Source organism: Halosimplex carlsbadense 2-9-1 (assembly GCF_000337455.1).
Classification (GTDB): Archaea; Halobacteriota; Halobacteria; order Halobacteriales; family Haloarculaceae; genus Halosimplex; species Halosimplex carlsbadense.
Map to the genome: position 1 here is coordinate 96,275 of NZ_AOIU01000005.1, position 25,560 is coordinate 121,834.

The following is a 25,560-nucleotide window of genomic DNA, read 5'->3' on the forward strand; positions in this document are numbered from 1 at the left end:
CGTAGGTGCCGCATGCAAACGCGACTGGCGACCGACCTGTGGGTGGACCTGCAGGCGCTGCCGCGCTGGCAGAGCGTCGTCCTCGTGGTCGGCGCCTCGCTGCTGGCCGCACGGCTGATCCAGGTCGGCGGCGACGCGGCCATCCGTCGGCTCACGCGGACGATCCCGGGCGACGTGGACCGCGTCGTCCTCCGGAGCGTCCACCCCGCGCTGTACGCGAGCGTCCTGGCCGCGGGCGGGTATCTGGGGACGAGACTGCTGACGACCGACCCGGCGTGGATCGAGCCCGCGACCGCGACGGCCCAGACGGTCGTCACCGTCGTCTGGGCGGTCCAGCTCGCCCGCATGGGCCGGGGCGTCTCCCAGGAGTTGACCAGCGACGACCAGCTGGGCAACCGCATGGCGCCGATCTTCCAGAACGTCTGGTCGGCGCTGCTGCTCGGGGCCTCCGCCTTCCTCGTGCTCACCTACTGGTCGATCGACGTGACGCCGCTGCTGGCGTCTGCCGGCGTGATGGGCATCGTCATCGGCCTGGCCGCCCGCGACACCATCGCCAACCTCTTCGGGTCGATCGCGCTGTACACCGACGGGACCTACGCGGTGGGCGACTTCGTCGTCCTCGAATCCGGTGAGCGCGGCCGCGTCGAGGACATCTCCATCCGTTCGACCGTCCTGCGCACCCGCGACGACCTGCTCGTGACCGTCCCCAACTCCGTGCTCAACACCGCGACGATAATCAACGAGTCCTCGCCCGAGCGCGAACGGCGCGTCCGCGTGGCCGTCGGCGTCGCCTACGGCTCCGACATCGACCACGTCGAAGACACCCTCCTCGACGTCGCGGCCGCCGAGAGCGTGGTGCTCGACGACCCCGAACCGCGCGTCCGGATGCGGGGGTTCGGCGACTCGGCGCTCGACGTCGAGTTGCTCTGCTGGATCCCCGCGCCCGTCCTGCGCGGCCGGGCGACCCACCGGCTGAACAAGGGCGTCTACCGCGCGTTCGTCGAGGAGGGGATCGAGATCCCCTTCCCCCAGCGCGTGGTGACGATGGACGGCGCGAACGGCGGCGCGGAGACCAACCCGGCGCCGGTGTCGGCGGACGAATCGACCGAACTCGCGGACTGACCGTTTCGCGCGGCTGTAAGACGAGCTTTCGGCCGAATAGGCACGGAACGGGGCCCTTCGGGACTGCCGCCCCGCCTCTCGGCGAGCCGAAAGGTCCGGTTAGTACCCGAGCGCACCGCCCCGGCGCGAGTACCGTGAGCCGACTCGCCGACAGGTCGGTCCTAGCGGCGCGAGCGGGCGGGTACGGTCGTGTTTGCCCGGGAAACGGCTCTCCCCTTTTATCGTCACTGGAGTTCCACGTTCGACCGGAATGAGACAGAAAGCGACAGCCGTACTGATAGCGGCCGCTATCGCCGTATCGCTCCCGATGACCGGCCTGGTCGTCACCGGCGACACCGGCGACGCGAACAGTGCGACAGGGGAGACGACACCGGTCACCGTCGCGAACGCGCAGGTCGACGAACTGAACCTCGACAACGCGACGATAGACAACGTCACGATCGAGCGGCTCAGGATCGACCGGCTCACGGTGGAGAACCAGAGCGGTCTCGACGACGTCAACCAGACGCTCGGTGTCGAGAACGACGTCGTCCTGTTGCGGAACGTGAGCTTCGAGGAGCTCTCGCTGGAGAACGCCTCGGCCGAAGGGTTCGGGATCAGCGCCGCCGGCGTCGCGACCAACAACCCGAACGCCGCCGAAACCGGAGCGGTGGCCAACGCGACCATCGAGCGGATGAACGTCGACAACGTGACGATCGAACAGCTCGACGTGGACGAACGCGAGGGCGGCGGGGTGATCGGCGGCATCGTCGACTTCATCCGGGGCCTGTTCGGCGGCGACGGTGACGACGAGGCCAACGAGACCGCGACGCCGACCGACGGGGGCGACGCGACCGCGACGCCCGCGGGCGACGACGAGACGGAGACGCCGATGGACGACGAGGCGGAAGCGGACGAGGGGAACACGTTCCTCGTCGTGCAGAACGTCTCCGTCGACGACCTCACCATCCAGGAGATGGACGTGGGGACGCTCGCCACCAGCGAGGCGGCCGCCACGGACGCGCCGACTGACACGCCGGCCGGGACCGCGACCGAGACGCCGACGGCGACGCCCACCGAAACGCCGGCCGGGACGCCGGCCGACACGGGCAACCTCACGATCGCAGTCGTCGAGAACGTCACGATCGAGAGCGCGACTATCGAGTCGATCGAGACCGAGCGGCTGTCGATCGAGACGGCGACGCCCGCCCGGACACCGATCTTCACGCCGACTGACAGCGAGCAGACGCCGTAGCGTCGACCGGCGACCCGGGAGCGAGGCGCGACGGCGACCCCTCTCGTTCTCGACCCGTCTCGGATTCCGCAGAGCCGAAACCACCAAATATACGAATATGATATGATCTGGTATGTCGAGAGGGAACGAGCGAACGGTCGGTGAACGGGGACAGGTGACGCTCCCGAAGGAGATCCGCGAGCGATTGGGCATCGAAGGTGGCGACGAGGTCGTCGTCCACGAGGACGACGGGCGAGTCGTCATCGAGAAGCCCGTCACTCGCGAGGAACTCGCAGCGGGGTACCGAGCGACCGCCGAACGCGCCCGTGACATCGCAGCGGAGATGGAACACGCGTCGGACGAAGCCGACACGTATCTCGGGGACGCGCCCGACTGGTGAATGGCGGGGAGACACCTCCGTCGCGGAGATATCGCGATCGTCGACCTCGACCCGACACGAGGTTCGGAGCAGCGCGGAACGCGTCCCTGCCTCGTCGTCCAGAACGACACCGGCAACGAGAACGCACCGACCACGATCGTCGTGCCGTTCACGTCGTCGTTCGGCGACCAGTTGTACCCCTTCGAGGTGCTCGTGCCCGCCGAGGAGTGTGCGCTCCGCGAGGACTCGGTCGTCCTGTGTAGCCAGATCCGAACGGTCTCGATCGACGAACGGATCACCGACGTGATCGGATCGATACCCGACGACCGGCTCGACGAGGTCGACAGAGCACTGGAGTACAGTCTCGGACTCCGGACTGTCTGACGCGCCGCCCCGTGTCGAAAGGGAATTACGCGCCCGTCGCCCACGCACTGCCATGACCGACGACGTTGTCGACCTGGCCCGGCGGGCCGTCGAGACGGGGCCGCTCTGTGACCCCTGTCTCGGCCGGCTCGTCGCCGAGCGGAGCTTCGGCCTCACCAACCGCGAACGGGGCCGGAGCCTCCGCGTCGCCGTCGCGCTCGCCGACGACCGCCCCGTCGCCGACCTCGAACCCGGGGAACCGTGCTGGGTCTGCGAGGGCGAGTCCACCGAGGAGCGCGCCCAGGAGTGGGCCGAGCGCGCCGCCTACGCCGTGGACGACTACGACTTCGAGACCTTCCAGGTCGGGACGCGCGTCCCGCCGCTGTTCGAGGAGAACGACGCCTTGCTCCGCGAGGACCTGGGCCTCGACGACGACGCCGGCGAGGCGCTCAAGACGGACCTCAACAGGGAGGTCGGCAAGCGCTTCGGCCGCGAGACCGACACCGAGGTGGAGTTCGGTCGCCCGGACGTGCAGATCACCCTGAACCTCGGCGACGACACCGTCGACGCACAGGTCAACTCCGCGTTCGTCTACGGCCGCTACCGCAAGCTCGAACGGGACATCCCCCAGACGAAGTGGCCCTGCAGCGACTGCAACGGCACCGGTCTGAACCGCGGGGAGATCTGCGAGGGCTGCGACGGCTCGGGCTATCGCTACGACGAGAGCGTCGAGCAACTCACCGCGCCCGTCGTCGAGGAGGCGATGGACGGCGAGTCGGCCACCTTCCACGGCGCCGGCCGCGAGGACGTGGACGCGCTGATGCTGGAGGGCGGGCGCCCGTTCGTCATCGAGATCGACGAACCCCGCACACGCACCGTCGACGCCGCGGCGCTGCAACCGGAGGTAAACGAGTTCGCCGAAGGCAAGGTCGAGGTGACCGACCTCCGGCAGGCCACCTACGAGATGGTCGAGCGAGTCAAGGAACTCGACGCCAGCAAGACCTACCGGATGGCGGTCGAGTTCGACGAACCGGTCGACGCCGCGGACTTCGAGGCGGCGCTCGACGAACTGGAGGGTGCGACCATCGAGCAGCGCACGCCTCAGCGCGTCGACCACCGGCGCGCGGACATCGAGCGGACGCGCGAGGTGTACGACATCGAAGGCGATCTTGACGACGAGCGCCACGCGACCGTCGAGCTCCACGGCGAGGGGGGGCTCTACGTCAAGGAACTGGTCTCGAGCGACGAGGGCCGCACGGAGCCGAGTCTCGCGGGCCTGCTGGGCGTCGAGAGCGTGGTGACCGCGCTGGACGTGCTCGACGTGCAGGGTGAGGACGAACCGTTCGCGACCGAGGAGTTCTTCCGGGACGAACCGGCGGATGGGGCCGACGCGGACGGAGCCGAGAACGCGGTCGACGGCGACGGTGGCGACGACGAGGACGACTGACTGGGCAAGCGGTCGAAGCCACCGACACCGACGAAACCAAGGGCGAGGCTGCGAGTTGTGAGTGCGAATGCCGACGATCGACGAGTACCCCTCGGTGTCGCTGCACAACGTCTCCGAGACTGTGCCTGCCGACTGGGCGGACGACGGCGACCGCCTGCACCGCCTCCCGGCCGACGTGGCCGGCCAGCTCAACGAGATGGCCGACGGCCGCGTGCGCGAGCCGACCGGGAGCGAACTCCGATTCGTCCCCGAGACCGACGACGCCGAGATCGAGGTCACGCTCTCGGCCGAGGCGGCGGGCGAACTCCACGTGTTCTGGGGCGGGTTCCAGCCCTGGAAACCGACGGACATCGGCCCGGAGCCGACGACGCTCACGCTCTCGGTGCCCGAGCGACTGCGCAAGCTCGACACCGACGTGGACGGACGATACGACCCGCGGGTCTGCCGTATCTGTTTCGAGCGCACGCCCGCTGTGGCCGTCCACGACGTGACTGGCGACTGCCGGCCGCCCGAACCCGCGGAACTGCCCGACACGCGCTATCTCGCCTACGGCACCTCGATCACCGAGGGCGCCGCGGCGTCGGCCGACCATCTCAACTACGTCTCCCGCGCGGCCCGCGAACTGGGCTGGGACGCGCTGAACTTCGGCTGTTCGGGGTCGGCCTACGCCGACGCCCCGATGGGCGAGTACATCGCCGACCGCGACGACTGGGACGTGGCCACGCTCGCGCTGTCGATCAACATGGCCAACCAGGAGTTCCCCGTCGAGGAGTTCGAGGAGAAAGCCAGAGGCTTCGTCGAGACCATCGCCGAGGCCCACCAGGACGAACCGATCGCCTGTATCACCCTGTTCCCGTACTACCCCGACGTGATCGCGGGCGGCGACGCCGAGCGCGCCGAGGACTACCGCGAGACGCTGCGGGCGGTCGTCGCCGACACCGACCACCCCGACATCTCCGTGATCGAGGGCCGCGAGCTGACCGACGTGTCCGGCTACACCGCCGACATCCTCCACCCCGGCGACGCCGGCATGGAGACGATCGGTCGCAACCTGGCCGACGAACTCGACGATCGGATCGAGTGACTGCGTCGCGGCCGCAGGTCCGCCGTCGGTCGCCGACGGTTCGCCACCGATTCGACCGCGCGCGACGCTCCGGTCCCCCGCTTTTCCGGTCGGTGATTCGCGCCGCCCCCATCGTTCGGCCGAACCGACCCTCCAGAACGGCACCGAGCGACCCCGAGACGGCAGACGCGCGTCAGACGGTCGGCGTCTCGACCGCGACGGTTTAAATACCAGCAGGGACAAGCCGCGGCCATGCACGAGTTCGGCGTCGACGAGGCCGGCAAGGGGCCGGTGTTGGGCTCGATGTTCGCGGCGGCGGTCGCGGTCGACCCCGCCGACCTGCCCGACGACGTCGGCGACTCGAAGGGGATCGCCCCCGAGCGACGGCGCGAACTCGCCGCGACGATCCGCGAGGTCGGGAGCGTCGGCGTCGCCGAGATCCCCGTCGAGCGCATCGACGACGAGGAGACCGACATGAACTCGCTGACCGTCGCCGCCCACGCCGAGGCCGTTGACGCGCTCGCCGACGCGGTCGAGGGGGTGCCGACCGACGACGACCCCCTGGAGGGGTACGTCGACGCCGGCGACACCAACGCCGTCCGCTTCGAGCGCCGCGTCGAGGACGCCGCCCAACCCCCCATCGACGCTCGCGCCGAACACGGCGCCGACGAGACCTACGTCGTTGTCGGCGCTGCCAGCATCGTCGCCAAGGTCGCTCGCGACGCCCACGTCGAGGCGCTGGCCGAGGAGTACGGCGACGTGGGCAGCGGCTACCCCGGCGACGACACGACCCGCGACTTCCTCGAAGGCTACGTCGCCGACCACGAGGAACTGCCCGCCTGCGCCCGCGCGTCCTGGCAGACCTGCACGGACGTGCTCGCCGCACAGTCCCAGTCCTCGCTCGGCGAGTTCGAACCCGACGGCGGCCGAACAGTGGAGGAGGCAAGCGACGAGACGGAGGTCCGCTCCGACGGCAGCGGCCTCCGACGGACGACGCTCGACGACTTCTGAGAGACCCGGTCTGCCGCCGAAGCGCTCGAGACGTTCCGCCTATATATTCATTTGATCGACACATTCACAACGGATCGGGCGGATCGGCGTGTATGGGTACGGGCGACCGACCTGAACGGGGAGACAGTCCCGAGAGCGGGACAGACCCACGGACAGACGCGGGGCGGGCGGCACCGAACCGCAGGGAGGTACTCGGGCGGATCGGTGCGGCGGCCGGGACCGTCGGACTCGCCGGTTGTGCCGACGAACTCGGCGCGACGGACGCGCCGACCCGGACGCCGGTCACCTCGAACTGTTCGAACTACGAGACGCTGAGTCGGAGCGACGTAAACGGGGGCGCGACGATAGAACCCGGCTGTTACCGGATCGACTCGCTCCACCGGATCGGCGCCGGGACGCTCAGACTCCGGCCGGGCGTCGTCGTCGAGTTCGCTTCGGGGGCCGGCCTGGCGTTCGGCGAGGGGTCGAGCGGATCCGACGCTCCCCGCCTCGTCACGGAGGGGACGGCGAACGACCCGGTCGTGTTGCGGGGACAGACCGACCAGCGGGGCTTCTGGCGGGGAATCCGCCTGGACGACGGGGCGACCGCCGACTCGGGTACCGACGACCACAGTCTCGCGGGTGTCGTCCTGGAACACGCCGGCAGCGGCGGCTGGACCGGCGACCCGTCGTCGAACGCGGGGCTGTTCGTCGGAAACGCCGGCGTGACCGTCACCGACGCGACGTTCCGGAAGAACGCCAACACGTCGCTGCTGGCCCGCAACAGCGACGCGACGCTGTCGGTCGACGGGACCGCGTTCGAGAGCAGCACCACCGGTCCGCGGGTCCACCCCGACCACGTCGGCGCGTTCGCGTCCGATACGGTGGTCACTGGCAACGACAGCGACGTGGTCCGGCTGGAAGCGGGGTCGAGCACGCCCGCCATCTCGACCGACCAGACCTGTGCCGACATCGGGACGCCGTACCACGTGACGAGGACACCTCACGTCACGGGCGCGCTGACCGTCGAAGACGGCGCGGAGTTCGAGTTCGAGAGCGGGGCCGGGCTCGCCGTCCACGGGGGCCAACTGACCGTCGCGGGGACCGAGGGCGACCTCGTCGAGTTCCGCGGCGTCGCCAGCGGCGCCGGCTCGTGGAGGGGGATCCACGTCGCCGACGGCGGTGGCTCGACGAGCGTCCTCGAACACGCCCACGTCACGGACGCCGGCGGTCAGGAGTGGACCGGCGACTCGATCGACAGCGGCGGCCTGTTCGTCCAGGACGCCGTCGAAGTCAGGGACTGTACCTTCCTGAACAACGCGACGAGCGGGCTGACGGCGAAGGGCACCGGGTACGACTTCACGCTCGTGGGCTGTCGGTTCGGCGCGAACACGCTCCCGGTGCGGGTCCCGGCCGACCTCGTCGGCCGCGTCGCCGACTCGAACACGTTCACCGGGAACGACGAGAGCTACGTCGCCGTCGGTCAAGGCACCCGCGCCAATCTGACCCGCGACTCGAACTGGCCGGGTCTCGGCGTTCCGTACCGCATCGGTCGCAATCTCAAGGTCGACGCCGCACTGGAGATCGAACCCGGGGCGACGCTCGCCGTCGGGAAGAACAAAGATATCCGCGTCCGGGACAGGTATATTTACGCAGACGCCGGTGGCGCGGACCCGGTCGTGTTCACCGGCATCGAGGAGAGCCCGGGCTACTGGACCGGGCTCAGCATCCAGACCTCCGACTCGCGGAACCTCCTGCGGAACGTCGTCGTGGAGTACGGTGGCGGCGGGTCCGGGATCAGAGGGGGCGAAAACACGAAGGCGTGTCTCGTCATCGGGTGGTTCGGCGAGGAGGACTGGGTACTCGACCTCGAAGACTCGACGATCCGGGAGAGCGCAGAACACGGGATCAGCACGTACAATCCCGACCTGGACTGCTCGAACGTGACGTTCAGCGACATCGCGGAGGCGAACGTCTACGACAACGCCGCCAACACCGAGCTCTCCGACTGTTGACGGGGCCGACGGCCGACTTCGCTCCCGTGGCCGGTCACCGCGACTCGACCGCCTCGTTCACGGCGCGAACCACTCCCCGTCCGCCGGCACGAGCACGTCCTCGGTCTCCGAACGCAGTTCCTCGCGGGAGAGGAGACAGTGGTTGATCGCTTCCATGTGAACGACGGCGACGGTGGCGTCGGTCGCCTCGCGAACGGCGGTGACGTCGTCGACGGCCATCGTGATCGGGTCGCCCTGCTCGAACTGCGCCTCGCCGCCGTTGAGGACGACCAGGTCGGGGTCGAACCGGTCGAGCGTCTCCGCCACCGGCTCGTACCAGATCGTGTCGCCGGCGACGTACACCGTCTCGTCGGCCTCGAAGACGAACCCCGAGACCGGGCCCATCTCCTCCGCCAGCTGTCCGTGTCCGTGCTGGCCCGGCGTCCGGTGGAGGGCGACGCCGTCGAATTCGGCCTCGTCGTCGACGGGTCGCACGTCGGTGAACCCCTCCGCTTCGAACTCCTCTGCCTCCTCGGGCTGGCAGAACAGCGGGATGTCCGCCGCAAGGGTTTCGATCGCGCGGTCGTCCCAGTGGTCGGTGTGCCGGTGAGTGACGACCACGGCGTCGTGCGAGCGGTCGACGTCGGGCATCGGGACGAGCGGATTCTCGCGGTCGTTCGGCGAGTTCGGCACGGGCGGGTTCTCGCCCGGCGACGAGAGCATCGGGTCGACGAGGAACGTCACGCCGCCGATGGTCACCAGAACGGTCGCGTGTCGCACGAGTCGGGCGCTGATACCGGAGTCGGTCGTCATACGCGGCCCGTTCGGAAGCCAACGGGATGGGCACTCGGGAACAGGTGGACGATGCCGCTTCGACCACTCGGCGGTATCCGAACGTGGAACGCGAAAACGGTGGCCGACGGGGCCGAGGAAACCGCTCAGTCGCCGCTCCGGTCGAGCATGAGGTTGCGCAGCACGTCACCGTAGGCCGGCCGCGTGACCAACACACCGATCAGGACGCCGACGATGGTGACGATAGCGAAGCCCTGCAGGTCCCCGAGCGAGAGGAAGGCGAGGGGACTCATGGCGATGATGGTCGTCACCGCGGCGGCGCCGATGACCCAGAACGCCTTGCGGAAGCGGTTCTGGAACACCCTGCCGGTGGCGATCTCACCCTCGTTCAGGATCTCGTCGGCGATGATCAGCAGGTCGTCGACCCCGGTCCCGATGACGGCGATGAACCCGGCGATATACGAGAGGTTCAGTGGCAAGCCGATGGCCGCGGCGAACCCGAGTAGCAGGTACACCTCGGCGGCGGCGGTCGCCAGCATCGGGAGCGCGACGCGGGGGTTCCGGTAGCGCAGGAAGACCGAGCCGCTGACCGCGAGCCACGCGATCAGGCCCGTCAGCAGCGCCTGCCACTTGAAGCGGTCACCGAGGCTCTGCTGGAGGAACAGGACGGTCCCGTTCTCGACGGCCAGCCGCGTCGGCAGCGCGCCGGCGCGGAGGTTGACCTGCAGGCGCTGGGCCTCGTCGGTCGACCGCGTCAGCATGATGAACGACGGGGCCGTCAGGAAGTTGCCGGACTCGATGTCCTCGGCGAGACCCGGGTCGAGACCGGCCGCGTAGACGACTTCGCCGTCGACGGTGGTGTACAGACAGTACCCCGGGTTCTCCGGGCTCTGGCGGTACCGACAGCTCTGTGGTCCGGTCGCCTCGCTGGAAGTGAAGCCCAGGTCGACGAGGTCCTGGGAGTAGTTGCGCGCGGCGTCCTCGGTCAGCGTGATCGGGACGTAGGGCTCGCCGGCGTCGTTGGTCTGCGCGATGCCGATCTGGGAGTTCTCCAGCTGGCGGTTCGTCAGGACCGTCTGGTTGCGGTAGACGGTGCCGTTGTCGGCTTCGACGGGGCGGGTGGCGACGATGGTGACCTCCCCCTCGTCGCCGATGAGGTTGAGCACCTCGGTGGTGTTCGCGTTGGGCACGTCGACGACGACGTACTGTTCGCCCGTCGCCGAGCGCTGGGTGGCCACCTGCCCGCCGCTCAACCCGCCGCGGTTGATCTTCGCGGTGATCGTCTCGACGGTCTGCTGGCGGGTCTGGGCGGTCACACCGCTCCGTATCGACGCCGCCTCGCCGTCCAGTCCGGCTTCCGTCAGGGCCGCGCGGAAGCGCTGCTGGCTGACGTTCTCGGTGAGTACCTCGACGGCGTCACCGCTGCCGGTGTTCAACACGACGGACACGTCGCCGGTCGAGACGTCCAGTTGCTCGCCGACGGTCTGTCGGATGGTCGCCCGCTGGCCCTGGCCGATATCGAGTTCCTCGGCGGTCGTCCCGACCAGCGGGGCGCGGATCCGCGACCCACCGGCCAGTTCCAGCCCGAACTGGAGGTTCGTCGGCCCGGTCGCGGCCCCGTAGGAGGAGCTGTTGTTCGCGCCGGCGTCGGGCGCCGTCGCGGGCCCGAACAGCGCGAACGTCGACGCGAGGACGAACACGGCGAGCATGATGATCCGCCAGTTTTCGCGGAGGTTCACGCGGATCCCCCCTGGGTTCGGGTGCGCTCGTCACGCGTCCCGCGTGTGACGGCGGTGAGGCGAGGATTGCGAGACGAGCCGCGTCGAAGCTCGGCTTCGACGGCGTTCATCGGGCCACCCCCTCGTACTTGTACCAGCGAAGCAGACTCAGGTTCAACATGTAGGTGTTCATGAGGTCCGCAACGAGTCCGAACACGAGCACGATCGCGAGATCCGGCAACAGCGGGATGCCGAACAGCGACGAGACGATCCACATCACGGTCATCGCTGAGATGGAGGTGACGGTCATCGTCACACCGGTCTGCATCGCGCGGTAGGTGCTCTCGTAGAAGCTCCCCCGTCGACGGAGGATGTGGTTGTTCAGCAGGATGTCCGAGTCGACGGAGTACCCGATCAGCATCAACAGGGCCGCCACCGACCCCAGCGAGAGCTTGATCTGGAAGACGTTCATCAGCGCGAGCGGGATGATGATGTCCGAGAACGCGGAGGCGACGACCGCGATGGACGGGACGAACGACCTGAACAGTACGAAGATGAGCAGGCTCATCCCGACGAAGGCGACGCCGATGCCGATCAGCGCGAGGCGCTGGGCGTCGGCGCCGAAGCTCGCCGACCGCGACTGGATGGAGACGACCTCGTACCCCGCCGACCGGGCCGCCGAGCCGATGGCGTTAGAGTCGGTCGCCTGGGTCGTGACGATGAACTCGTTCGAGCCGGCGATCGGCTGGACCGAATCGATCTCGAAGTCGAGGCTCTGTCGCACCTCGGACTGGGAGGCATCTGTCGCTATCTGTATCTCGGTCCCCCCGGTGAACTCGATCCCCGGTGTGACCGGTGTCCCGGTCATCAGGGTCCACCCCGCGAGGACCAGCAACGCGAGCGCCAGCACGGCCAGCGGGACGGCCGCGAGCTGACGGTTAGAGTACCGGTCGTAATCGGGTTCCGGTACTACGAACTCGACCATGCCCGTCGGTGTGCGACCCCGGCCGATAAGCCTTCTCCATTGCGCCGACATCCCGACGGGGCGGCGCCCCCGTCTTCGCCCCGAGCGGTCCATTCGAGCCGTCAGCGACCGCGGGATGGGGCGCGGATCGGCCCGGTCGGCACACCCAAAGGCACTTTTTCTTTCGCTCGTTACCACCCACTAACCCGATGTCCCGCAGTCCTTCGCTCCCCGAGCGACCCCGGCTGGAACTCGACCCCGACATGACGCCGTCGGAACGGCTGGGCGCGCTCACAGACCACCACGCACAGCTCCTCGAGGTGAATCGCGAACTCGAAGCGCAACTCGACTCCGCGCGCGCCCGCCGCGAGGAACTCACGGACGAAGTCGACCAGCTCGAACGCGAGAACGAGACGCTCAAGACCTCTTCGCTGTACGTCGCCACCGCCGAGGAGATCATCGACGACGGCGTCGTCGTCAAACAGCACGGCAACAACCAGGAGGTCCTCACCGAGCTTCCGACCCAGCTGCGCGAGGGGCTCGAGGCCGGCGACCGCGTCGCTATCAACGACTCCTTCTCCGTCCAGTCCCAACTCGAGAGCGAGACCGACGCCCGCGCCCAGGCCATGGAAGTCGACGACTCGCCCACGGTCACCTACGACGACATCGGCGGCCTCGAAGAACAGATCCAGGAGGTCCGCGAAGCCGTCGAGGAGCCGCTGATCAACGCCGAGCAGTTCGACGAGATCGGCATCGAACCGCCCAGCGGCGTCCTGCTGCACGGTCCGCCCGGCACCGGCAAGACGATGCTCGCCCGCGCGGTCGCCAACGAGACCGACGCCACCTTCATCAAGATGGCCGGCTCCGAACTCGTCCGCAAGTTCATCGGCGAGGGGTCGCGGCTGGTCCGCGATCTCTTCGAACTNAGACCGACGCCACCTTCATCAAGATGGCCGGCTCCGAACTCGTCCGCAAGTTCATCGGCGAGGGGTCGCGGCTGGTCCGCGATCTCTTCGAACTCGCCAGCGAGCGCGAGCCCGCTATCATCTTCATCGACGAGATCGACGCCGTCGCGGCCAAGCGAACGGAGTCCAAGACCTCCGGCGACGCCGAGGTCCAGCGCACGATGATGCAACTGCTCTCGGAGATGGACGGCTTCGAGGACCGCGGCGAGATCCGCATCATCGCCGCGACCAACCGCTTCGACATGCTCGACCGCGCCATCCTCCGCCCGGGCCGCTTCGACCGCCTGATCGAGGTGCCCGAGCCCGACGCCGAGGGCCGCAAGCGCATCCTGGAGATCCACACTCGGGACATGAGCCTCGCCGACGAGGTCGACTTCGAACACCTCGCCGAGGAGACGGCGGGCTTCTCCGGCGCCGAACTCGCCAGCCTCGCCACCGAGGCCGGCATGTTCGCCATCCGCGACGGTCGCACCGACGTGCGCACCGAGGACTTCGTCGACGCCCTCGAAAAGATCGAGGAGGGCGACCAGACCGAAGGTCAGCCCGTCGCGTTCTACTAGACGCCATCTAGTTTCCATCTTTTTCGCGGATGGGTGTCCTCGGCGCGCGAAGCGCGCCTGCGGGCACTGCGTGGCGGCGTAGCCGCCACGACATACGGTCGCGGACCACTGGCCCGCGACCCGCCCACCTGTCAAAAACATGGGTGAAAACACCGCCAGAGCAAGCCCTAGCGAGCCTTCGCTCGCGATGCTCACGTCACCGGACCGCTGCGACCTTGCCAGAACCGCCCCGACAGCGCGACGACCGTAACTGAATATTTGTCCGAACCCCACCCGATCACTTTTTAGGCATATCCTTCGTGCTTGTTTAAGGATCAAAACTAAATACGAGACGTACGACCAGAGGAAACGTATTACGGTGACCGAACACATGGTATCCAGCGACACCGGCGAGGGGGTAACGTCGGTCCGGACGGACGGGCCGGGCTTTCTGACAGAGCGCGACGACCTGACGGCGGTCCGCGAGGAGGCGGTGGCGTTCATCAGGGACAAAGTGACGGGTGCGGGCGCGCAGGGCGCCGTCGTCGGACTGAGCGGCGGCGTCGACTCGACGCTGACCGCCCACCTGGCCGTCCAGGCGCTCGGCAGCGACCGCGTGCTGGGGCTGGGGCTGCCAGCACACACCGACGAGGACAACGCCCAGGAGGCACGGACGATGGCCGAGGGGCTGGGCATCGAGTTCCGCGAGGTCGACCTGCGGCCGCTGCTGGACCTCTTCGAGGACCACGTCGCCCCCGAGGTCGCCCCCGGCGGGGGACGGCGGGCGATCGGGAACCTCACTGCGCGCCTGCGGATGTGTGCGCTGTACTACGCGGCCAACGCCCGGTCGTATCTCGTCTGCGGGACGGCCAACCGGTCGGAGCTACTGCTGGGCTACTTCACGAAGTACGGCGACGGCGGCGCCGATCTGTTCCCGATGGGAGACCTCTACAAGACGGAGGTGCAGGCGCTCGCCCAGCAGGTCGGCGTCCCGCGGCGGATCGTCGCCAAGGAGCCGACCGCGGACCTCTGGGCCGGCCAGACCGACGCCGAGGACCTTGGGGCTCGGTACTCGGAGATCGACCCCGTCCTCCGCCGGGTCGTCGACCGAAGCGAGCGCGTCGAGGACGTTCTCGACGACGTCGACGCGAGCCCGGAAACCGCCGAGACCGTCGCGCGGCTGTACGTCGACTCGCTGCACAAGCGCGCAGTGCCGCCGACGCCCGGGATCGACGACCGGGGGACCGGGTCGAGCGGGTCCCACCCGCTCCACCTCGCGCCGATGGCCAGCGGGCTGTGACAGCGACCGCCGAGTTGCCGCCTCGTTCGACCGGAAGCGAAACCCCTTAGCGCGCGAGTCGACGATGCGAAGGTATGAGTACCATCCGGGTCGCGTGGGGGTCGGCCACCGGCCCGACGGAGATGTCGTCGTTCGACGCCGCGCTGGCCGAGGCGGGCGTCCACAACTACAACCTCGTGACGCTCTCGTCGGTGATCCCAGCCGAGGCTCGGCTCGAACGCGTCGGCACCGCGCCCGATCTGGGCCCGACCGGCGAGGCGCTGTACGCGGTCGTCGGCCGGGAGACGCTCGTCCCGGGCGCCGGCGGCGAGGCCTGCGCCGGCCTCGGATGGGTCCGCAGCGAGTCCGGCCGGGGACTGTTCTACGAGGCCACCGGCACGGATCCCGAGACCGTCGCCGAGGCCGTCGAGGCGGGGCTGCGCCGCGGGATGGAACTGCGCGAATGGACGTTCCGCGCCGAGCCGGAGGTCGTCGTCGAGTCGACGCCCGCGGACCCGGCCGACCACGCGACCGCGGTCGTCGTCGCGGCCTACGGCGGTAGCGAATCCCTACTCGGCTGACAGGGGGCCGTGACGGCACTATCGGCCGAACGGGGAAACGATCGATCGTGTGGGACGGCAAGGAGCGCGCCTCTCCCAGGGGTTAAGACCCTGGGCCGCTTACCGCCGTGGAAGAGCCCAATGTACGGAAATTCGCCGCTCGGCGACGACGGGTTGGACCCGGAGGCCCTCTCGAACGACCAGCGCCGCCAGCTGGAGCGGGACCTCTCGCGAGTCGCCCAACAGACCCGGAGACTCCTCCCCGAGGAGTTCGTCGTCGGGTCCGACCTGACGGCCGGCTCCGACGGCCCCGAGGCCACCGTCGCCGTCCGCCCCCCGGTCGGCCCCGTCGTCTCCGCCGGCTACACGCCCGAGGATGCCGACGCGACCATCACCGAAGACGAACAGACCGATCTCGCGCAGGGGCTGGCCGCCAGCGCCGCGCTCCAGGTCAAGCAGGCGCTGTCGGGCAGTACGAGCCCGACCGCTCGATAGCCTCCGTCGATAACGCTCCGCGACCGCGGTCGTCTTTCAATTCTCGCTGACGGCGGCCGGCGGGTTGTAGAACAGCGCGTAGCCGATCGTCGTACTGGCCGGAACGCTCCCGACGGCCAGCGCCGTCCCCCACGACCACGATAACATCGCGCCGACCAGCGCCGCGAACGCCATGAGCGCCGGGATCAACGCCAGTATCGCGTCGTGGACCGACACCACACCGCGCGCGTCGTTCGCGGCTGGTCGATGCACGTGTCAACTGTCGAGCGTGACGTAATTAAATGTTATTACTGCGTGTGCGGTCGAGGAGGGTCCTGGGATCCCGGGAACGGAACAGACGGAGCGGACGGAGCAGCGAGCGGGACGAGCGGTCAGTCGTCGGCGCGGAAGCGGCGCTTGCACGCTCGCGAGCAGAACGAGCGGATCGCACAGCGGGCGTCGTCGAAGGCGACGGGGTGCCACTGGGAGTCGTCGATCGGACGGCCGCAGCGGTCGCAGGTCCGTGCGCTTTCGGTCCTTAGCACGCGGTCGGGCATGGTTTCACAGTCGTCAGGGCCTCTTACCGACTGGAACGGCGTCGTCTCACCTCGATACTCGGATATCACCGGGGCCACCGACGACGACCTCGTAGCCCTCAACGGCGAACCGCACCGTGACGTCGGCCGTCTCGGCTCGGCTGCGCGCGTACAGCTCTTCCAGCGCGTCGGCGTCGATGTGGTCGGCGAGGCAGGTGTCCAGGCGCTCCGGTTCGACGCCTTCCGCGTGCGCGAGCGCCGTGACGACGTGGGCGACGACGGAGCGGCAGTCGGAACCGCCGCCGCGAGTCGTGGAATCGATATCGTACATCTGTACCGGCCCTTGGGCCCGACCGGGCATGGGCCTGGCTTCGACTGGTGTAGAGAGCGGCGGCCAGCGGGTTCGATGTGGATAGAACGAGCGCGAGACCGACCGTGAGAGCACCGAGAAACGAAGGTTCGACCGGTTTCGGGTCGGTCCGGCGGGCACGGAGGTCAGGCCGCCTCGTCGTCGGGTGGTTCGCCGGCGCTCCCGTCGTCGGCGTCACCGAACAGCAGCGAGAGGAGACGGTGCTGGCTCTCGCGGAGGTGGTAGTTGACGGTCGGCTGGGAGACGCCGAGGCTGTCGGCCACCTCCTGCCCGCTGGACGCCCGGGGGCGGTCGAAGTAGCCGCGCTCGTAGGCTGTCCGGAGGACCTCGAACTGGCGGTCGGTGACGAGCGACTCGAACTCGTCGAGGAAGGCCCCGCGGGTCAGCGATCGGGAGTCGCGCTCGCGCCGGGCGAGGAGTTCGACCGACGGGTACCGCTCGCGCAACCGCTCGACGAACTGGCGGGCGTCGACGTGCGGGAGCAACAGGACCACGGCCGTCGTCTCCGTCTCGGTCGACTCGATATCGCGCGGGACGGCACCGAACTCGACGAGTTCGGCCGGGAGCACGGGCCCCGTGACGGTCGCTCGGAAGACGTGCTCGTCGCCGCGGTCGCTGACCGTCTCGACCGTCTCGACCGGCGACCGTTCGGAGCGCTCGCGCAGTGCGGACAGCGACGCGTCGGGCGCGACGAACGTGATCTCGGTGGCATCGCCGTCGAGCGGGCGCGTCTCGACGACCCGGAGCGGGCCCGTCACCGCCGCGGCCAGTTCCGTCAGGACCGACTCCCCGTCGCCGACGGCGAGTTTCAGCTCCGTCCCGCCGGCCGCGAGCAGGCCCCGTTTCGTCTCGCGGGCGTTGATCCCGTAGGCCACCGTGTCGGCCAGGTCCGCGAACACGGCGACGGTCCGCTCGTCGAAGGTCTCCGGGCGGTCGGCGTACACCGCGAGCGCCCCGTAGTCGATGTCGTGGAGGGAGAGCGGGACGGCGACGGCGGCCGCGAAGCCGGCGTCGAGCCCCGCGGAGACCCAGTCGGCCGATCGGTCGCGGTCGGCCAGGCTGTCGACGACGGTCGGTTCGCCCGTCGCGAGCGTCGCCAGTGCCGGCTCGGGCGGCGAGGCGTCGCGGTCGAACGAGACGTTCTCGAGGTAGGTGCCGCCGCCGGCCGCCGCCCGCGGTTCGACGGGATCGCGGTCGTCGACGCCGGCGATCCAGGCGAACGCGAAGCGGTCGTCGGCCGTCAGCCGCTCGCAGACGGCCGTCTCGATCTCGGCCCGGGAGGTGGCACCGACCATCGCCTGGTCCACGTCGCGGATCACGTCGTTGAGCCGCTGGAGTCGCACGAGCCGCTCGTTACGCTCGCGCAGGTCCGCCTCGCGGGCGCGGCGGTCCGCCTCGCTCGCCAGCCGGTCGAGGGCCGCCTCGGTCGTCGCGGCGAGCAGGTCGACGAGCTGGCGGCGCCGCTCGTCGAACGCGCCGGTCGTCTCCGACACGGCCGCCAGCACGCCGTGGTCGGCGAGCGGGACGACCGCCGCGCTCCGGGCGTCCGCCGACGGCGCTGCGACGCCCTCGGCCTCCCTGAGGTCGTCGACCGTGCGCGACTCTCCGGAGGCGAACGCCCGCCAGACGACCGACGCCCGGTCGGTCCCGTCGGCCAGCGCCGTCGCGTCCTCGCCCGACGAGGCGACGATCCGCAGGCGGTGGTCGGCGGCGTCGTACGCGAGTAGCGCCACGTCGACGCCCAGCAGGTTCGGCCCGGCCGCGACCGCCACCTCGCCGACGGCGTCGGTCGTCTCGGCGTGAAACAGCTCCCTGGTGAGTCGGTGGAGGTCGGCGAGCGCGGTGACGCGCTCGCGCCGTTCGAGCGCGACGACGGCGTGGCCGACCGTCTCGCCGAACCCGTCGAGGACGGCGAGCTCGCGCGACTCGAAGTCGTCACGACGGCCGGCGTAGACGGCGATGACGCCCAGCCGCCGGTCCTCGTGGCGGACGGGGACGACGGCGACCGCTCGGGCCCCCAAGGTGTGGGCCGACCGCCGCCACGGGTCCGTCTCGTCCCCCACATCCCGGGCCAGTCCCCCGTCGGCCCCTACGTCCCGCACGACCTGAGCGGCGCCGGTTTCGAGCGCGCGAGTCCCGGGGTCCGTCGCGGCCGGACCGGTCGCCGCCGGAAACGCCCGGGCCGCACCGTCGCGCTCGCGACCGCCCCAGGCGTCGGGGACGAGCCGCGCCCCCTCCCGCCAGGCGACCGTCACCGCGCGGTAGGGGTCGTCGGCGGCCAGCCGGTCGGCGACGGCCCGCGCGACCGCCTCCCGCGAGTCCGCGCCGACGAGCGCGTGGTCGATATCGCGGAGGACCCGGCTGATCCGGTCGAGCGTCGAAAGCCGGTCGCGCTGCTCGCGGAGCCGTCGCTCGCGCCGCTCCCGGTCGGTCACGTTCCTGACGACGAGGAGAGCGAGCGAGTCGTCCACCGTCGCGTGACGGGTCGGCGACCCACCGTCCGTCCGCGGGTCGCCGGCGAGCGGGAGCGCCCGCGCCTCGTAGGTCGCCCGGTCGTGCGAGAGGTCGAACGACGCCGACTCGCCGTCGAGGGCCGCCCGACACGGAGGTTCGACCCTCGACAGCACCGGCTCCGGAAGGAGGGCGGGCAGCGACGTGCCCTCGGCGTCTGCCACGGCGCCGTCGCGAGCCGGTAGGTCGTCGCCGCCCGCTCGCAGGACGGTCAGGTCGGCGTCGAAGAGGACGACCGCGCCGTCGGGGTAGTTGTCGACGACCGCCTCGTTCAGCGCCTCGCTCGTCCGGATCTCCGTGAGGAGGCCTTCGCTCCCGGTGTTGTCGTAGAGCGCGATGTGGAGGAGCGCGCCGAGGCCGACCGTCAGCAACAGGAGCGGGACGACGCTGTCGGCCAGGAACGGGACGACCCCCAGCCGGCCGAGCAGGTCGGCCAGCGCCCACAGCGCGAGGTGGCCGGTCGCGACGACCCAGCTGAACCAGTAGTTGCGAAAGAGCGGCCGCTCGACGTACAGGCGAGCGGCGAGGGCGGCCGCCGCGAGGAACCCCGCGGCGCCGACCAGCGTGAGGACGGACAGGAGCGACACCATATCAGTCACTGTCCCTGGCGACCGACGACGAGCGGACGCCCGCTCGCCCCCGGTCGCCCCGTCGGTACTCCCCGTAGCAGTACCACGCGAACAGGAGCGCGGCCAGTGCGACCCCGACCCCGTACTCGACCGGCGGGAGGACGGCCCAGTCGACCGCCGACGCCAGAAGCGCGGCGGCGCGCCCGACGAGCAGCGCCGTGTACGCCGCAACGAGTCGGGGTGCGGACCCCTCGAGCGCGTACGCTCGCACCACCGGCACGTACGCGAGCGTGACCACCAAGAGCGCGAACGCGTCGCCGTCCGCGAACGTAACCATTCGTGTCCCCCCTGGAAACCGGGGCCGCGACGCCCGCGAACCGCTGGACACCGACCCGGTTGCAGGCCGTTAGAACTCGACGCCAATAGTTTTCCGACAGATATTGCCGCTTTGTCCGCCGTTACTAGTCACGTCGTGGGGCGGCGATCACACCGGACGGACGGACCGGACAGCGCGAATAGTCGGGGTTAAACAGGGTAGTACCGCCGGTAACGCGACGCTACTTGCCCCAGAAGGGGTCGCGGTTGCGTCGCTTCTCGAGGTACATGTTGAGCGTCTCGACCTCGTCGGCGGGGATGTCGCCGGTGAGTTCCTGTTCCAGGATCTTGGCGTGTTTCTCGGGGATCTCCGTCCAGAGGGTGTCGCCCTCGCGGATCTGGCGGCCGACGGTCGGGCCGTCGATGGAGACGGCGACGCGCTCGCCGGTGCGGGCCTCGTCGACGTCCTCGCCCTCGTCCTGAATGGACTTCATGAGACCGACGCGCTCGGGTTCGCTCCCCTCGAACTTGGCGACGTTGGAGTTCCGGCGGAGCGACCCCCCCAGAATCTCGACGCCGACGACGGCGGGGTCGGACTGGCGGAAGGTGTGGTCGTCGAGGATCTGGAAGCGGGCGGGCCGGGTGATGTTGTCCAGCACCTGGTCCTGCTGTGCGCGCTCGCGCTCCTCGACGTACTCTTCGTACTCCTCGACGAGCCGGTAGATCACGTCGTGGTCGAAGATCCGAACGCCCTCCTGTTCGGCCAGGTCGCTGGCGTCGTCGAGCGTCTCGACGCCGAACCCGAGGATGGTCCGGTGTTTCACCTCGTTGGCCGTCTCGGCGACGCGCACGTCCCGGGGCGCGATGTCGCCCACCTCGGCGCGGACGATCGGGATCTCCTCCGCTTCGAGCGTGGAGGCGAGCGCTTCGAGGCTCCCGAGCGTGTCGGCCTTGACGACGACGCCCTCCTCGCCGGTCTGGACCGCGATGTCGGCGAGTTCGGCCTGGACTTCCTCGATCACGTCGTCGACGTCGCGGTCGCCGACGACGCGGATGGGCGCGCCGGCCATCGCGTCGTCCAGGTCCGGCGCGGCGATCTTGATGCCGTCGGCGGCCGCCACGGCGTCGACCTGTTCGAACTGGCCTTCGGTGCGGATCTCCTCCAGCGGGCGCGGGCGAAGGAGCGCGCGTACTTCGGTGACGATGGGACCCTCGACGCCGCCGACGACGATCTCGTCGTCCGCGCGGATGGTGCCGTCGTAGATGATGGCGTCGACGGTGGTCCCGAAGCCCTGGGTGTCGGTGACTTCGAGGACGGTGCCGGCGGCCGGCCCGTTCACGTCGACGGCCATCTCCTCTTTCATGTAGCGCTGGGAGAGCCCCATCATCACCGTCAGCAGGTCGGGGATACCCTCGCCGGTCTCGGCGGAGACGGGGACGACCCCGATGTTGTTCTGGAAGTCCTGGACGCGCCAGTACATGTCCGCCGAGAAGTCGTTGTCCGAGAGGTCGCCGATGAGTTCGTAGAGGTTCTCGTTGAGGTCGCGCTCGACGCGGTCGGTCTGGGCGTCGATGGTCTGCTGGGTCGGCGCGTGGTCGTTGGGGTTCCAGCCGGGGACGGTGTCGATCTTGTTCGCGGCGACGATGAACGGGGTCTGGGTGCGCGCGAGGATGTCCACGGCCTCGAGGGTTTGGGGCTGGAAGCCGTCGTTGACGTCGACGACGAGGATCGCGATGTCGGCGAGCGCCCCGCCCCGGGAGCGCAGCGTCGAAAAGGAGTGGTGGCCGGGCGTGTCGATGAACAGCAGGCCCGGGAGGTCGAAGTCGGTGGGATCGACCAGCTCGCCGGCGATCTCGGAGATCACGTCGAGAGGGACGGCGGTCGCGCCGATGTGTTGGGTGATCGCGCCGGACTCGCCCTCGGTGACCGCGGAGCCGCGGATCTCGTCGAGCAGGCTGGTCTTGCCGTGGTCGACGTGGCCGAGTACGGCGACTATCGGTGTCCGAAGCGTCGCTTCGGACTCGTCGTCGGTGTCTGTCGGTTGTGAGTCTGCCATCCTATCACCACAGAAGTTCGGTTGTCTCGGATCAGCCCCGCAGGCCGGATAAGTGATCGCATCTGTGCGTGTACGACGATGGCGAGTGACCCGTGCGCGACGATGGTACGCGGTCCGTGGCGCCGACGGACCGGCTACTCGGTGACGGTGAACGACCCGGTCATCCCGGCGCTGCGGTGGGGGCTGCAGTAGTACGCGTACTCGCCGGGCGTCTCGAACGTGAACGACAGCTCGTGGCCCTCGTCGTAGCGGTCGCCGTCGTCGCCGGCCGTCCCCGAGAAGTCCGACCCGCTCGGCGTCGTCTCGGGGCGCACGTTGTGTCCGTTACTGTGCCACACCCAGACGACCGTCTCGCCGGTCGATATCTCGAAAGCGGACGGCGCGAAGGCGAGTTCCCCGTCGGCGACGGCGACGACCCGGGCGGCCTGTCGAGGCGTCGCCGTGGGCGTCGGCGTCTCGATCGGTGTGGGGCTCGCCGTCGGCGTCCCCGTCGGTGTCGCGGCCGAGTCCGTCGGCGTCGGACTCGCCGTCGGCGTCGCTTCGGGCGTGGGCGTGTCCGTCGCGGGCTCGTCGGTCGGTGTCGGGCTCGCCGTCGGCGTCGCGTCGCCGCCGTCGGGCTGGTCGGTCTCGGCGCCGTCGCCCCCGCAGCCGGCGACGGCGGCGGCGAGCGCGGTCCCACTGAGCCGGAGCAAGCGGCGGCGGTTCATGCACTCGCTCGGGACCGGCGGGGAATAAACCCGGCGGCGACCGGATCGGCCGATCCGCCGGCCGCCGAGCCAGTCCGCTCTCCGGCCGCCGGTCAGTCGGTCACGGTGACCGACCCGCGCATCCCGAGGTTCCGGTAGGGATAGCAGCGATACTCGTACTCGCCGGCGACCTCGAAGGTGTGCGAGAACGTGTGACCCTCGTCGTAGGTGGTCTCGTCCTCGCCGGCCGTCCCGGTGAACGTCGAGCCGCGGGGCCGGGCGGTCGCGCGGAGGTTGTGCCCGCTGCTGTGCCACACCCAGACGACCGTCGCGCCCGTCGGGACCTCGAAGGTCTCGGGGTCGAACACCGCCGAGCCGTCGGCGACGGTGACGACCTGATCGGCCTCGTCGAACGTCGGCGCGGCGGTTGCCGTCGGCGCGGCGGTTGCCGTGGCCGTCGGCGTCGGTTCCCCGGTCGCCGTGACCATCGGCGTCGGCCCCTCGGTCGCCGTCTCGGCCGGTCGCTCCGTCGGTGCCGGGCCGTCCTCCGGCGTCGGCGTGCCGCCACCCGACCCCAGCCCGCACCCCGGGACGAGCCCCGCGAGCGCGACGGCGCCCGTCCGCAGCAAACGTCTGCGATCCATGGGAACCCCGTTGAACGAGGACCGGCATAATCCCGGTGGTTCCGGCGACCGCGTGCCGACGGCGGGGCCGGTGGCCCCCCGGAGCGTGACAGCGGGCGTCACGCGGTCGTCAGACGCCCCCGTGGCGTTTATGGGGCCTGACTCGGTAGTCGAGTGCATGGCCGAGATACTCGCCGAGAACCTCTCCGGCAAGGCCGTCACCGGGACGGACGGCGCCGAGATGGGGATGCTGTACAACATCACGATGGACCTGGAGACGGGGCGGCTCCGGAACCTCATCATCGACCCCAACGACCACCTCGACAACACGCAGTTCGACGTCGACGAGCAGGGACACCTCCTCGTGCCCGTCGACCGCGTGCAGGCAGTCAAAGACCACATGATCGTCCAGCGTTAAATGTACGTCCTCGACGCCTCGGCGTTTATCAACGAGTATCACACGACCGAACAGCAAGCCACGGTGCCGCTCGTCCGCGAGGAGCTCGAAGACGAGAGCGCCTACCGCTACGACGCCATGGAGGGGTCGGGGATGCACATCCACATCCCCGAAGACGAGACCGTCGAGCGCATCGAACGCGCCGCCCGCGAGACGGGCGACCTGGAGACCCTCTCGGAGACGGACATCCGCCTGGTCGCCGCCGCCTTCGAGCTCGACGGCCGGCTGGTCACCGACGACTACGCCATGCAGAACGTCGCCGAGAAGCTGGAGGTGGCCGTCGAACTCATCGCCCGCGAGGGGATCAGCGAACAGCGCGACTGGCGTTTCCAGTGTTCCGGTTGCGGCCGCGAGTTCGACGAGAACCACGACCGCTGTCCGGTCTGCGGGAGCGACCTCTCCCGGAAGAATCCGGCCTGATCGTCCGGCCGATCCGTCCCGCACGTTCGCTCCACCGAGCGCGACCGCTGCCCGGCCGACTGCACCCCCAACCCACTACGGTGCGTGCTCTTCCAGGTTGTCGAGCCCGGTGTCGACGAGTTGCCGGAGTACTTCCTCCTCGGTGAGGTCGTACTGCCGAGCGATCGCCTCGATCTCCCGGGCGCGGTCGTCGTCGCAGACGACCGTGTAGCGGGTCGGCATACCCACGGTATTTTCCGGCTGATCGCTTAATAACCCGTCAGACGGTCGTCGGACGGGGTTCCCGGTCGTTCGAGCGGAACGGTTCGGCTCGGAGGTGGGTAGTCCCCTCACGCGCCGACGGCGCCGGTGGCCTGGGCGTACTGCAGGAGGAAGCTCATCGTGTTCCAGCAGCCGTGGACGATGATCGGGACGGCGATGTTCTCGGTGACCTCGTACAGAGTGCCGAGGACGACCCCCAGCGCGGCGGCGACCGCGAGCGACGAGACGATACTGCCGCCCGAGCCGAGCAGCGCGAAGTAGTGCATCGCGCCGAAGACGGTGCTTGCCAGCACGACCGCGGGGACGGCGCCGTAGGCCCGGCGGAACAGCCCCTGGACGATCCCCCGGAACAGCAGTTCCTCGGCGGGCGCGACGAACAGGAAGGTCACGGGGATCAGGTAGAGAAAGCGGACGGGGTCCTGCTGGCCCTGCGTGATGACCTGGTTGGTCGCCGTCTCGACGCCGGCGGCCTGGATGACCGCCGACAGCGCCGTCGCGATGGCGAACAGGCCGACGAAGCCGGCGACGACCCAGGCGAGGTCCCGCAGCGACGGGACGGCGACCTGAAAGAACTGCTCGTCCGACCGCCACAGGAGATACGCCGCGATGACGGCGAAGAAGCCGACGAACTGCGTGGCCGTCAGGGCGGCGTAGGCCAGTGGGGGCAGCGCCCCCATCGACGTGACGTCGAAGCCGAGAGCTGACAGGACCGACCCGGCGCCGGCGATCAGGAACGTGCCGGCGACGAACGCCAGAACGACCAGCGCTACCGAGTGAAACAGACTCTCGACGCGAGTCTCCATGTCGGCGACGTGATAGTACTCCGATGCCATCTGCGTGGTCGCCGGTACGTATCCCACGCGTTTGACTGCACCGGTCCCACAGCGTCCGGA

26 protein-coding genes and 1 pseudogene are annotated in these 25,560 nt (G+C 69.6%); 14 read left to right on the top strand and 13 right to left on the bottom strand.

Annotated elements, in window-relative coordinates; genetic code table 11:
• Window positions 1–12 precede the first annotated feature (12 nt).
• From C475_RS01915 to C475_RS01950, 8 genes are all read left to right on the top strand, one after another.
• Window positions 13–1,122, top strand: coding sequence for a mechanosensitive ion channel family protein (locus C475_RS01915; protein WP_006882048.1), 1,110 nt, complete (start codon window positions 13–15; stop codon window positions 1,120–1,122).
• Window positions 1,123–1,372: 250 nt separating this feature from the next.
• Window positions 1,373–2,356, top strand: a complete 984-nt coding sequence (locus tag C475_RS01920) for a hypothetical protein (RefSeq protein WP_006882050.1) — start codon at window positions 1,373–1,375, stop codon at window positions 2,354–2,356.
• A gap of 112 nt (window positions 2,357–2,468) precedes the next feature.
• Window positions 2,469–2,735, top strand: coding sequence for an AbrB/MazE/SpoVT family DNA-binding domain-containing protein (locus tag C475_RS01925; protein WP_006882052.1), 267 nt, complete (start codon window positions 2,469–2,471; stop codon window positions 2,733–2,735).
• Window positions 2,736–3,098, top strand: coding sequence for a type II toxin-antitoxin system PemK/MazF family toxin (locus C475_RS01930; RefSeq protein WP_006882055.1), 363 nt, complete (start codon window positions 2,736–2,738; stop codon window positions 3,096–3,098).
• 52 nt (window positions 3,099–3,150) lie between these two features.
• Window positions 3,151–4,524, top strand: a complete 1,374-nt coding sequence (locus tag C475_RS01935; RefSeq protein WP_006882057.1) for a tRNA pseudouridine(54/55) synthase Pus10 — start codon at window positions 3,151–3,153, stop codon at window positions 4,522–4,524.
• 67 nt (window positions 4,525–4,591) lie between these two features.
• On the top strand, window positions 4,592–5,608 hold the full coding sequence (locus tag C475_RS01940; protein WP_006882058.1) for a GDSL-type esterase/lipase family protein: 1,017 nt from the start codon (window positions 4,592–4,594) through the stop codon (window positions 5,606–5,608).
• Between the two features lie 231 nt (window positions 5,609–5,839).
• Window positions 5,840–6,598, top strand: a complete 759-nt coding sequence (gene rnhB, locus C475_RS01945; RefSeq protein WP_006882059.1) for a ribonuclease HII — start codon at window positions 5,840–5,842, stop codon at window positions 6,596–6,598.
• 92 nt (window positions 6,599–6,690) lie between these two features.
• The gene (locus tag C475_RS01950; protein WP_006882060.1) at window positions 6,691–8,592 is read left to right on the top strand and encodes a hypothetical protein; all 1,902 of its coding nucleotides are present in this window, start codon (window positions 6,691–6,693) and stop codon (window positions 8,590–8,592) included.
• A 57-nt stretch (window positions 8,593–8,649) separates the two neighbouring features.
• Here C475_RS01950 and C475_RS01955 read toward each other — a convergent pair whose 3' ends face one another.
• From C475_RS01955 to secF, 3 genes are all read right to left on the bottom strand, one after another.
• Complete coding sequence (locus C475_RS01955; RefSeq protein WP_006882061.1) at window positions 8,650–9,384, bottom strand: MBL fold metallo-hydrolase; 735 nt, start codon at window positions 9,382–9,384, stop codon at window positions 8,650–8,652.
• 125 nt (window positions 9,385–9,509) lie between these two features.
• Complete coding sequence (locus C475_RS01960; protein WP_006882062.1) at window positions 9,510–11,102, bottom strand: preprotein translocase subunit SecD; 1,593 nt, start codon at window positions 11,100–11,102, stop codon at window positions 9,510–9,512.
• Between the two features lie 106 nt (window positions 11,103–11,208).
• The gene (secF, locus tag C475_RS01965) at window positions 11,209–12,066 is read right to left on the bottom strand and encodes a protein translocase subunit SecF (protein WP_006882068.1); all 858 of its coding nucleotides are present in this window, start codon (window positions 12,064–12,066) and stop codon (window positions 11,209–11,211) included.
• A 188-nt stretch (window positions 12,067–12,254) separates the two neighbouring features.
• Between secF and C475_RS01970 the strand changes: the two are divergent.
• The 4 genes and pseudogenes from C475_RS01970 (at window position 12,255) to C475_RS01985 (ending at window position 15,883) form a co-directional block, all read left to right on the top strand.
• Window positions 12,255–13,570 (top strand): annotated as a pseudogene (locus C475_RS01970) (proteasome-activating nucleotidase).
• Between the two features lie 370 nt (window positions 13,571–13,940).
• On the top strand, window positions 13,941–14,849 hold the full coding sequence (locus tag C475_RS01975; protein ID WP_006882069.1) for an NAD+ synthase: 909 nt from the start codon (window positions 13,941–13,943) through the stop codon (window positions 14,847–14,849).
• A gap of 74 nt (window positions 14,850–14,923) precedes the next feature.
• Window positions 14,924–15,409 carry a pyruvoyl-dependent arginine decarboxylase gene (locus tag C475_RS01980; protein WP_006882070.1) on the top strand — a complete coding sequence of 162 codons (486 nt, stop codon included), beginning with the start codon at window positions 14,924–14,926 and terminating at the stop codon, window positions 15,407–15,409.
• A gap of 120 nt (window positions 15,410–15,529) precedes the next feature.
• A complete protein-coding gene (locus C475_RS01985; RefSeq protein WP_006882071.1) occupies window positions 15,530–15,883 on the top strand; it encodes a DUF5811 family protein in 354 nt (117 codons plus the stop codon).
• A gap of 36 nt (window positions 15,884–15,919) precedes the next feature.
• Here C475_RS01985 and C475_RS24175 read toward each other — a convergent pair whose 3' ends face one another.
• From C475_RS24175 to C475_RS25080, 8 genes are all read right to left on the bottom strand, one after another.
• Complete coding sequence (locus C475_RS24175; RefSeq protein ID WP_049929897.1) at window positions 15,920–16,135, bottom strand: hypothetical protein; 216 nt, start codon at window positions 16,133–16,135, stop codon at window positions 15,920–15,922.
• A 119-nt stretch (window positions 16,136–16,254) separates the two neighbouring features.
• Window positions 16,255–16,419 (bottom strand): DUF7576 family protein, encoded by a 165-nt coding sequence (locus C475_RS23705; protein WP_161625157.1) that lies wholly within the window; start codon window positions 16,417–16,419, stop codon window positions 16,255–16,257.
• Between the two features lie 46 nt (window positions 16,420–16,465).
• Entirely contained in the window at window positions 16,466–16,729 is a 264-nt protein-coding gene (locus tag C475_RS01995) for a HalOD1 output domain-containing protein (RefSeq protein ID WP_006882073.1), read from the bottom strand.
• Between the two features lie 164 nt (window positions 16,730–16,893).
• Window positions 16,894–19,869: a GAF domain-containing protein gene (locus tag C475_RS02000; RefSeq protein WP_006882074.1), complete on the bottom strand. Its 2,976-nt coding sequence runs from the start codon at window positions 19,867–19,869 to the stop codon at window positions 16,894–16,896.
• Window position 19,870: 1 nt separating this feature from the next.
• On the bottom strand, window positions 19,871–20,185 hold the full coding sequence (locus C475_RS02005) for a hypothetical protein (protein ID WP_006882075.1): 315 nt from the start codon (window positions 20,183–20,185) through the stop codon (window positions 19,871–19,873).
• Between the two features lie 220 nt (window positions 20,186–20,405).
• Entirely contained in the window at window positions 20,406–22,220 is a 1,815-nt protein-coding gene (infB, locus tag C475_RS02010) for a translation initiation factor IF-2 (RefSeq protein ID WP_006882076.1), read from the bottom strand.
• Between the two features lie 134 nt (window positions 22,221–22,354).
• Window positions 22,355–22,927, bottom strand: a complete 573-nt coding sequence (locus C475_RS02015; RefSeq protein WP_006882077.1) for a plastocyanin/azurin family copper-binding protein — start codon at window positions 22,925–22,927, stop codon at window positions 22,355–22,357.
• A gap of 92 nt (window positions 22,928–23,019) precedes the next feature.
• Window positions 23,020–23,550 carry a plastocyanin/azurin family copper-binding protein gene (locus tag C475_RS25080; RefSeq protein ID WP_049929901.1) on the bottom strand — a complete coding sequence of 177 codons (531 nt, stop codon included), beginning with the start codon at window positions 23,548–23,550 and terminating at the stop codon, window positions 23,020–23,022.
• 157 nt (window positions 23,551–23,707) lie between these two features.
• On the opposite strand from C475_RS25080, the gene C475_RS02025 reads away from it, so the two are divergent.
• Both C475_RS02025 and C475_RS02030 read left to right on the top strand, forming a co-directional pair.
• Window positions 23,708–23,947 carry a PRC-barrel domain-containing protein gene (locus C475_RS02025; protein WP_006882079.1) on the top strand — a complete coding sequence of 80 codons (240 nt, stop codon included), beginning with the start codon at window positions 23,708–23,710 and terminating at the stop codon, window positions 23,945–23,947.
• On the top strand, window positions 23,948–24,406 hold the full coding sequence (locus C475_RS02030) for an NOB1 family endonuclease (protein ID WP_006882080.1): 459 nt from the start codon (window positions 23,948–23,950) through the stop codon (window positions 24,404–24,406).
• 75 nt (window positions 24,407–24,481) lie between these two features.
• On the opposite strand, the gene C475_RS02035 is transcribed toward C475_RS02030, so the two are convergent.
• Both C475_RS02035 and C475_RS02040 read right to left on the bottom strand, forming a co-directional pair.
• On the bottom strand, window positions 24,482–24,628 hold the full coding sequence (locus C475_RS02035; protein ID WP_006882081.1) for a hypothetical protein: 147 nt from the start codon (window positions 24,626–24,628) through the stop codon (window positions 24,482–24,484).
• Between the two features lie 107 nt (window positions 24,629–24,735).
• Complete coding sequence (locus C475_RS02040) at window positions 24,736–25,500, bottom strand: CPBP family intramembrane glutamic endopeptidase (RefSeq protein ID WP_006882082.1); 765 nt, start codon at window positions 25,498–25,500, stop codon at window positions 24,736–24,738.
• Between the last annotated feature and the right edge of the window lie 60 nt (window positions 25,501–25,560).

Excerpts from the sequence above, each read along its gene's own strand:
- C475_RS01915 (WP_006882048.1), top strand. The coding sequence starts at position 13 with ATGCAAACGCGACTGGCGACCGACCTGTGGGTGGACCTGCAGGCGCTG.
- C475_RS01920 (WP_006882050.1), top strand. The coding sequence starts at position 1,373 with ATGAGACAGAAAGCGACAGCCGTACTGATAGCGGCCGCTATCGCCGTA.
- C475_RS01925 (WP_006882052.1), top strand. The coding sequence starts at position 2,469 with ATGTCGAGAGGGAACGAGCGAACGGTCGGTGAACGGGGACAGGTGACG.
- C475_RS01930 (WP_006882055.1), top strand. The coding sequence starts at position 2,736 with ATGGCGGGGAGACACCTCCGTCGCGGAGATATCGCGATCGTCGACCTC.
- C475_RS01935 (WP_006882057.1), top strand. The coding sequence starts at position 3,151 with ATGACCGACGACGTTGTCGACCTGGCCCGGCGGGCCGTCGAGACGGGG.
- C475_RS01940 (WP_006882058.1), top strand. The coding sequence starts at position 4,592 with ATGCCGACGATCGACGAGTACCCCTCGGTGTCGCTGCACAACGTCTCC.
- rnhB (WP_006882059.1), top strand. The coding sequence starts at position 5,840 with ATGCACGAGTTCGGCGTCGACGAGGCCGGCAAGGGGCCGGTGTTGGGC.
- C475_RS01950 (WP_006882060.1), top strand. The coding sequence starts at position 6,691 with ATGGGTACGGGCGACCGACCTGAACGGGGAGACAGTCCCGAGAGCGGG.
- C475_RS01955 (WP_006882061.1), bottom strand. The coding sequence starts at position 9,384 with ATGACGACCGACTCCGGTATCAGCGCCCGACTCGTGCGACACGCGACC.
- secF (WP_006882068.1), bottom strand. The coding sequence starts at position 12,066 with ATGGTCGAGTTCGTAGTACCGGAACCCGATTACGACCGGTACTCTAAC.
- C475_RS01975 (WP_006882069.1), top strand. The coding sequence starts at position 13,941 with ATGGTATCCAGCGACACCGGCGAGGGGGTAACGTCGGTCCGGACGGAC.
- C475_RS01980 (WP_006882070.1), top strand. The coding sequence starts at position 14,924 with ATGAGTACCATCCGGGTCGCGTGGGGGTCGGCCACCGGCCCGACGGAG.
- C475_RS01985 (WP_006882071.1), top strand. The coding sequence starts at position 15,530 with ATGTACGGAAATTCGCCGCTCGGCGACGACGGGTTGGACCCGGAGGCC.
- C475_RS23705 (WP_161625157.1), bottom strand. The coding sequence starts at position 16,419 with ATGCCCGACCGCGTGCTAAGGACCGAAAGCGCACGGACCTGCGACCGC.
- C475_RS01995 (WP_006882073.1), bottom strand. The coding sequence starts at position 16,729 with ATGTACGATATCGATTCCACGACTCGCGGCGGCGGTTCCGACTGCCGC.
- C475_RS02000 (WP_006882074.1), bottom strand. The coding sequence starts at position 19,869 with ATGGTGTCGCTCCTGTCCGTCCTCACGCTGGTCGGCGCCGCGGGGTTC.
- C475_RS02005 (WP_006882075.1), bottom strand. The coding sequence starts at position 20,185 with ATGGTTACGTTCGCGGACGGCGACGCGTTCGCGCTCTTGGTGGTCACG.
- infB (WP_006882076.1), bottom strand. The coding sequence starts at position 22,220 with ATGGCAGACTCACAACCGACAGACACCGACGACGAGTCCGAAGCGACG.
- C475_RS02015 (WP_006882077.1), bottom strand. The coding sequence starts at position 22,927 with ATGAACCGCCGCCGCTTGCTCCGGCTCAGTGGGACCGCGCTCGCCGCC.
- C475_RS25080 (WP_049929901.1), bottom strand. The coding sequence starts at position 23,550 with ATGGATCGCAGACGTTTGCTGCGGACGGGCGCCGTCGCGCTCGCGGGG.
- C475_RS02025 (WP_006882079.1), top strand. The coding sequence starts at position 23,708 with ATGGCCGAGATACTCGCCGAGAACCTCTCCGGCAAGGCCGTCACCGGG.
- C475_RS02030 (WP_006882080.1), top strand. The coding sequence starts at position 23,948 with ATGTACGTCCTCGACGCCTCGGCGTTTATCAACGAGTATCACACGACC.
- C475_RS02035 (WP_006882081.1), bottom strand. The coding sequence starts at position 24,628 with ATGCCGACCCGCTACACGGTCGTCTGCGACGACGACCGCGCCCGGGAG.
- C475_RS02040 (WP_006882082.1), bottom strand. The coding sequence starts at position 25,500 with ATGGCATCGGAGTACTATCACGTCGCCGACATGGAGACTCGCGTCGAG.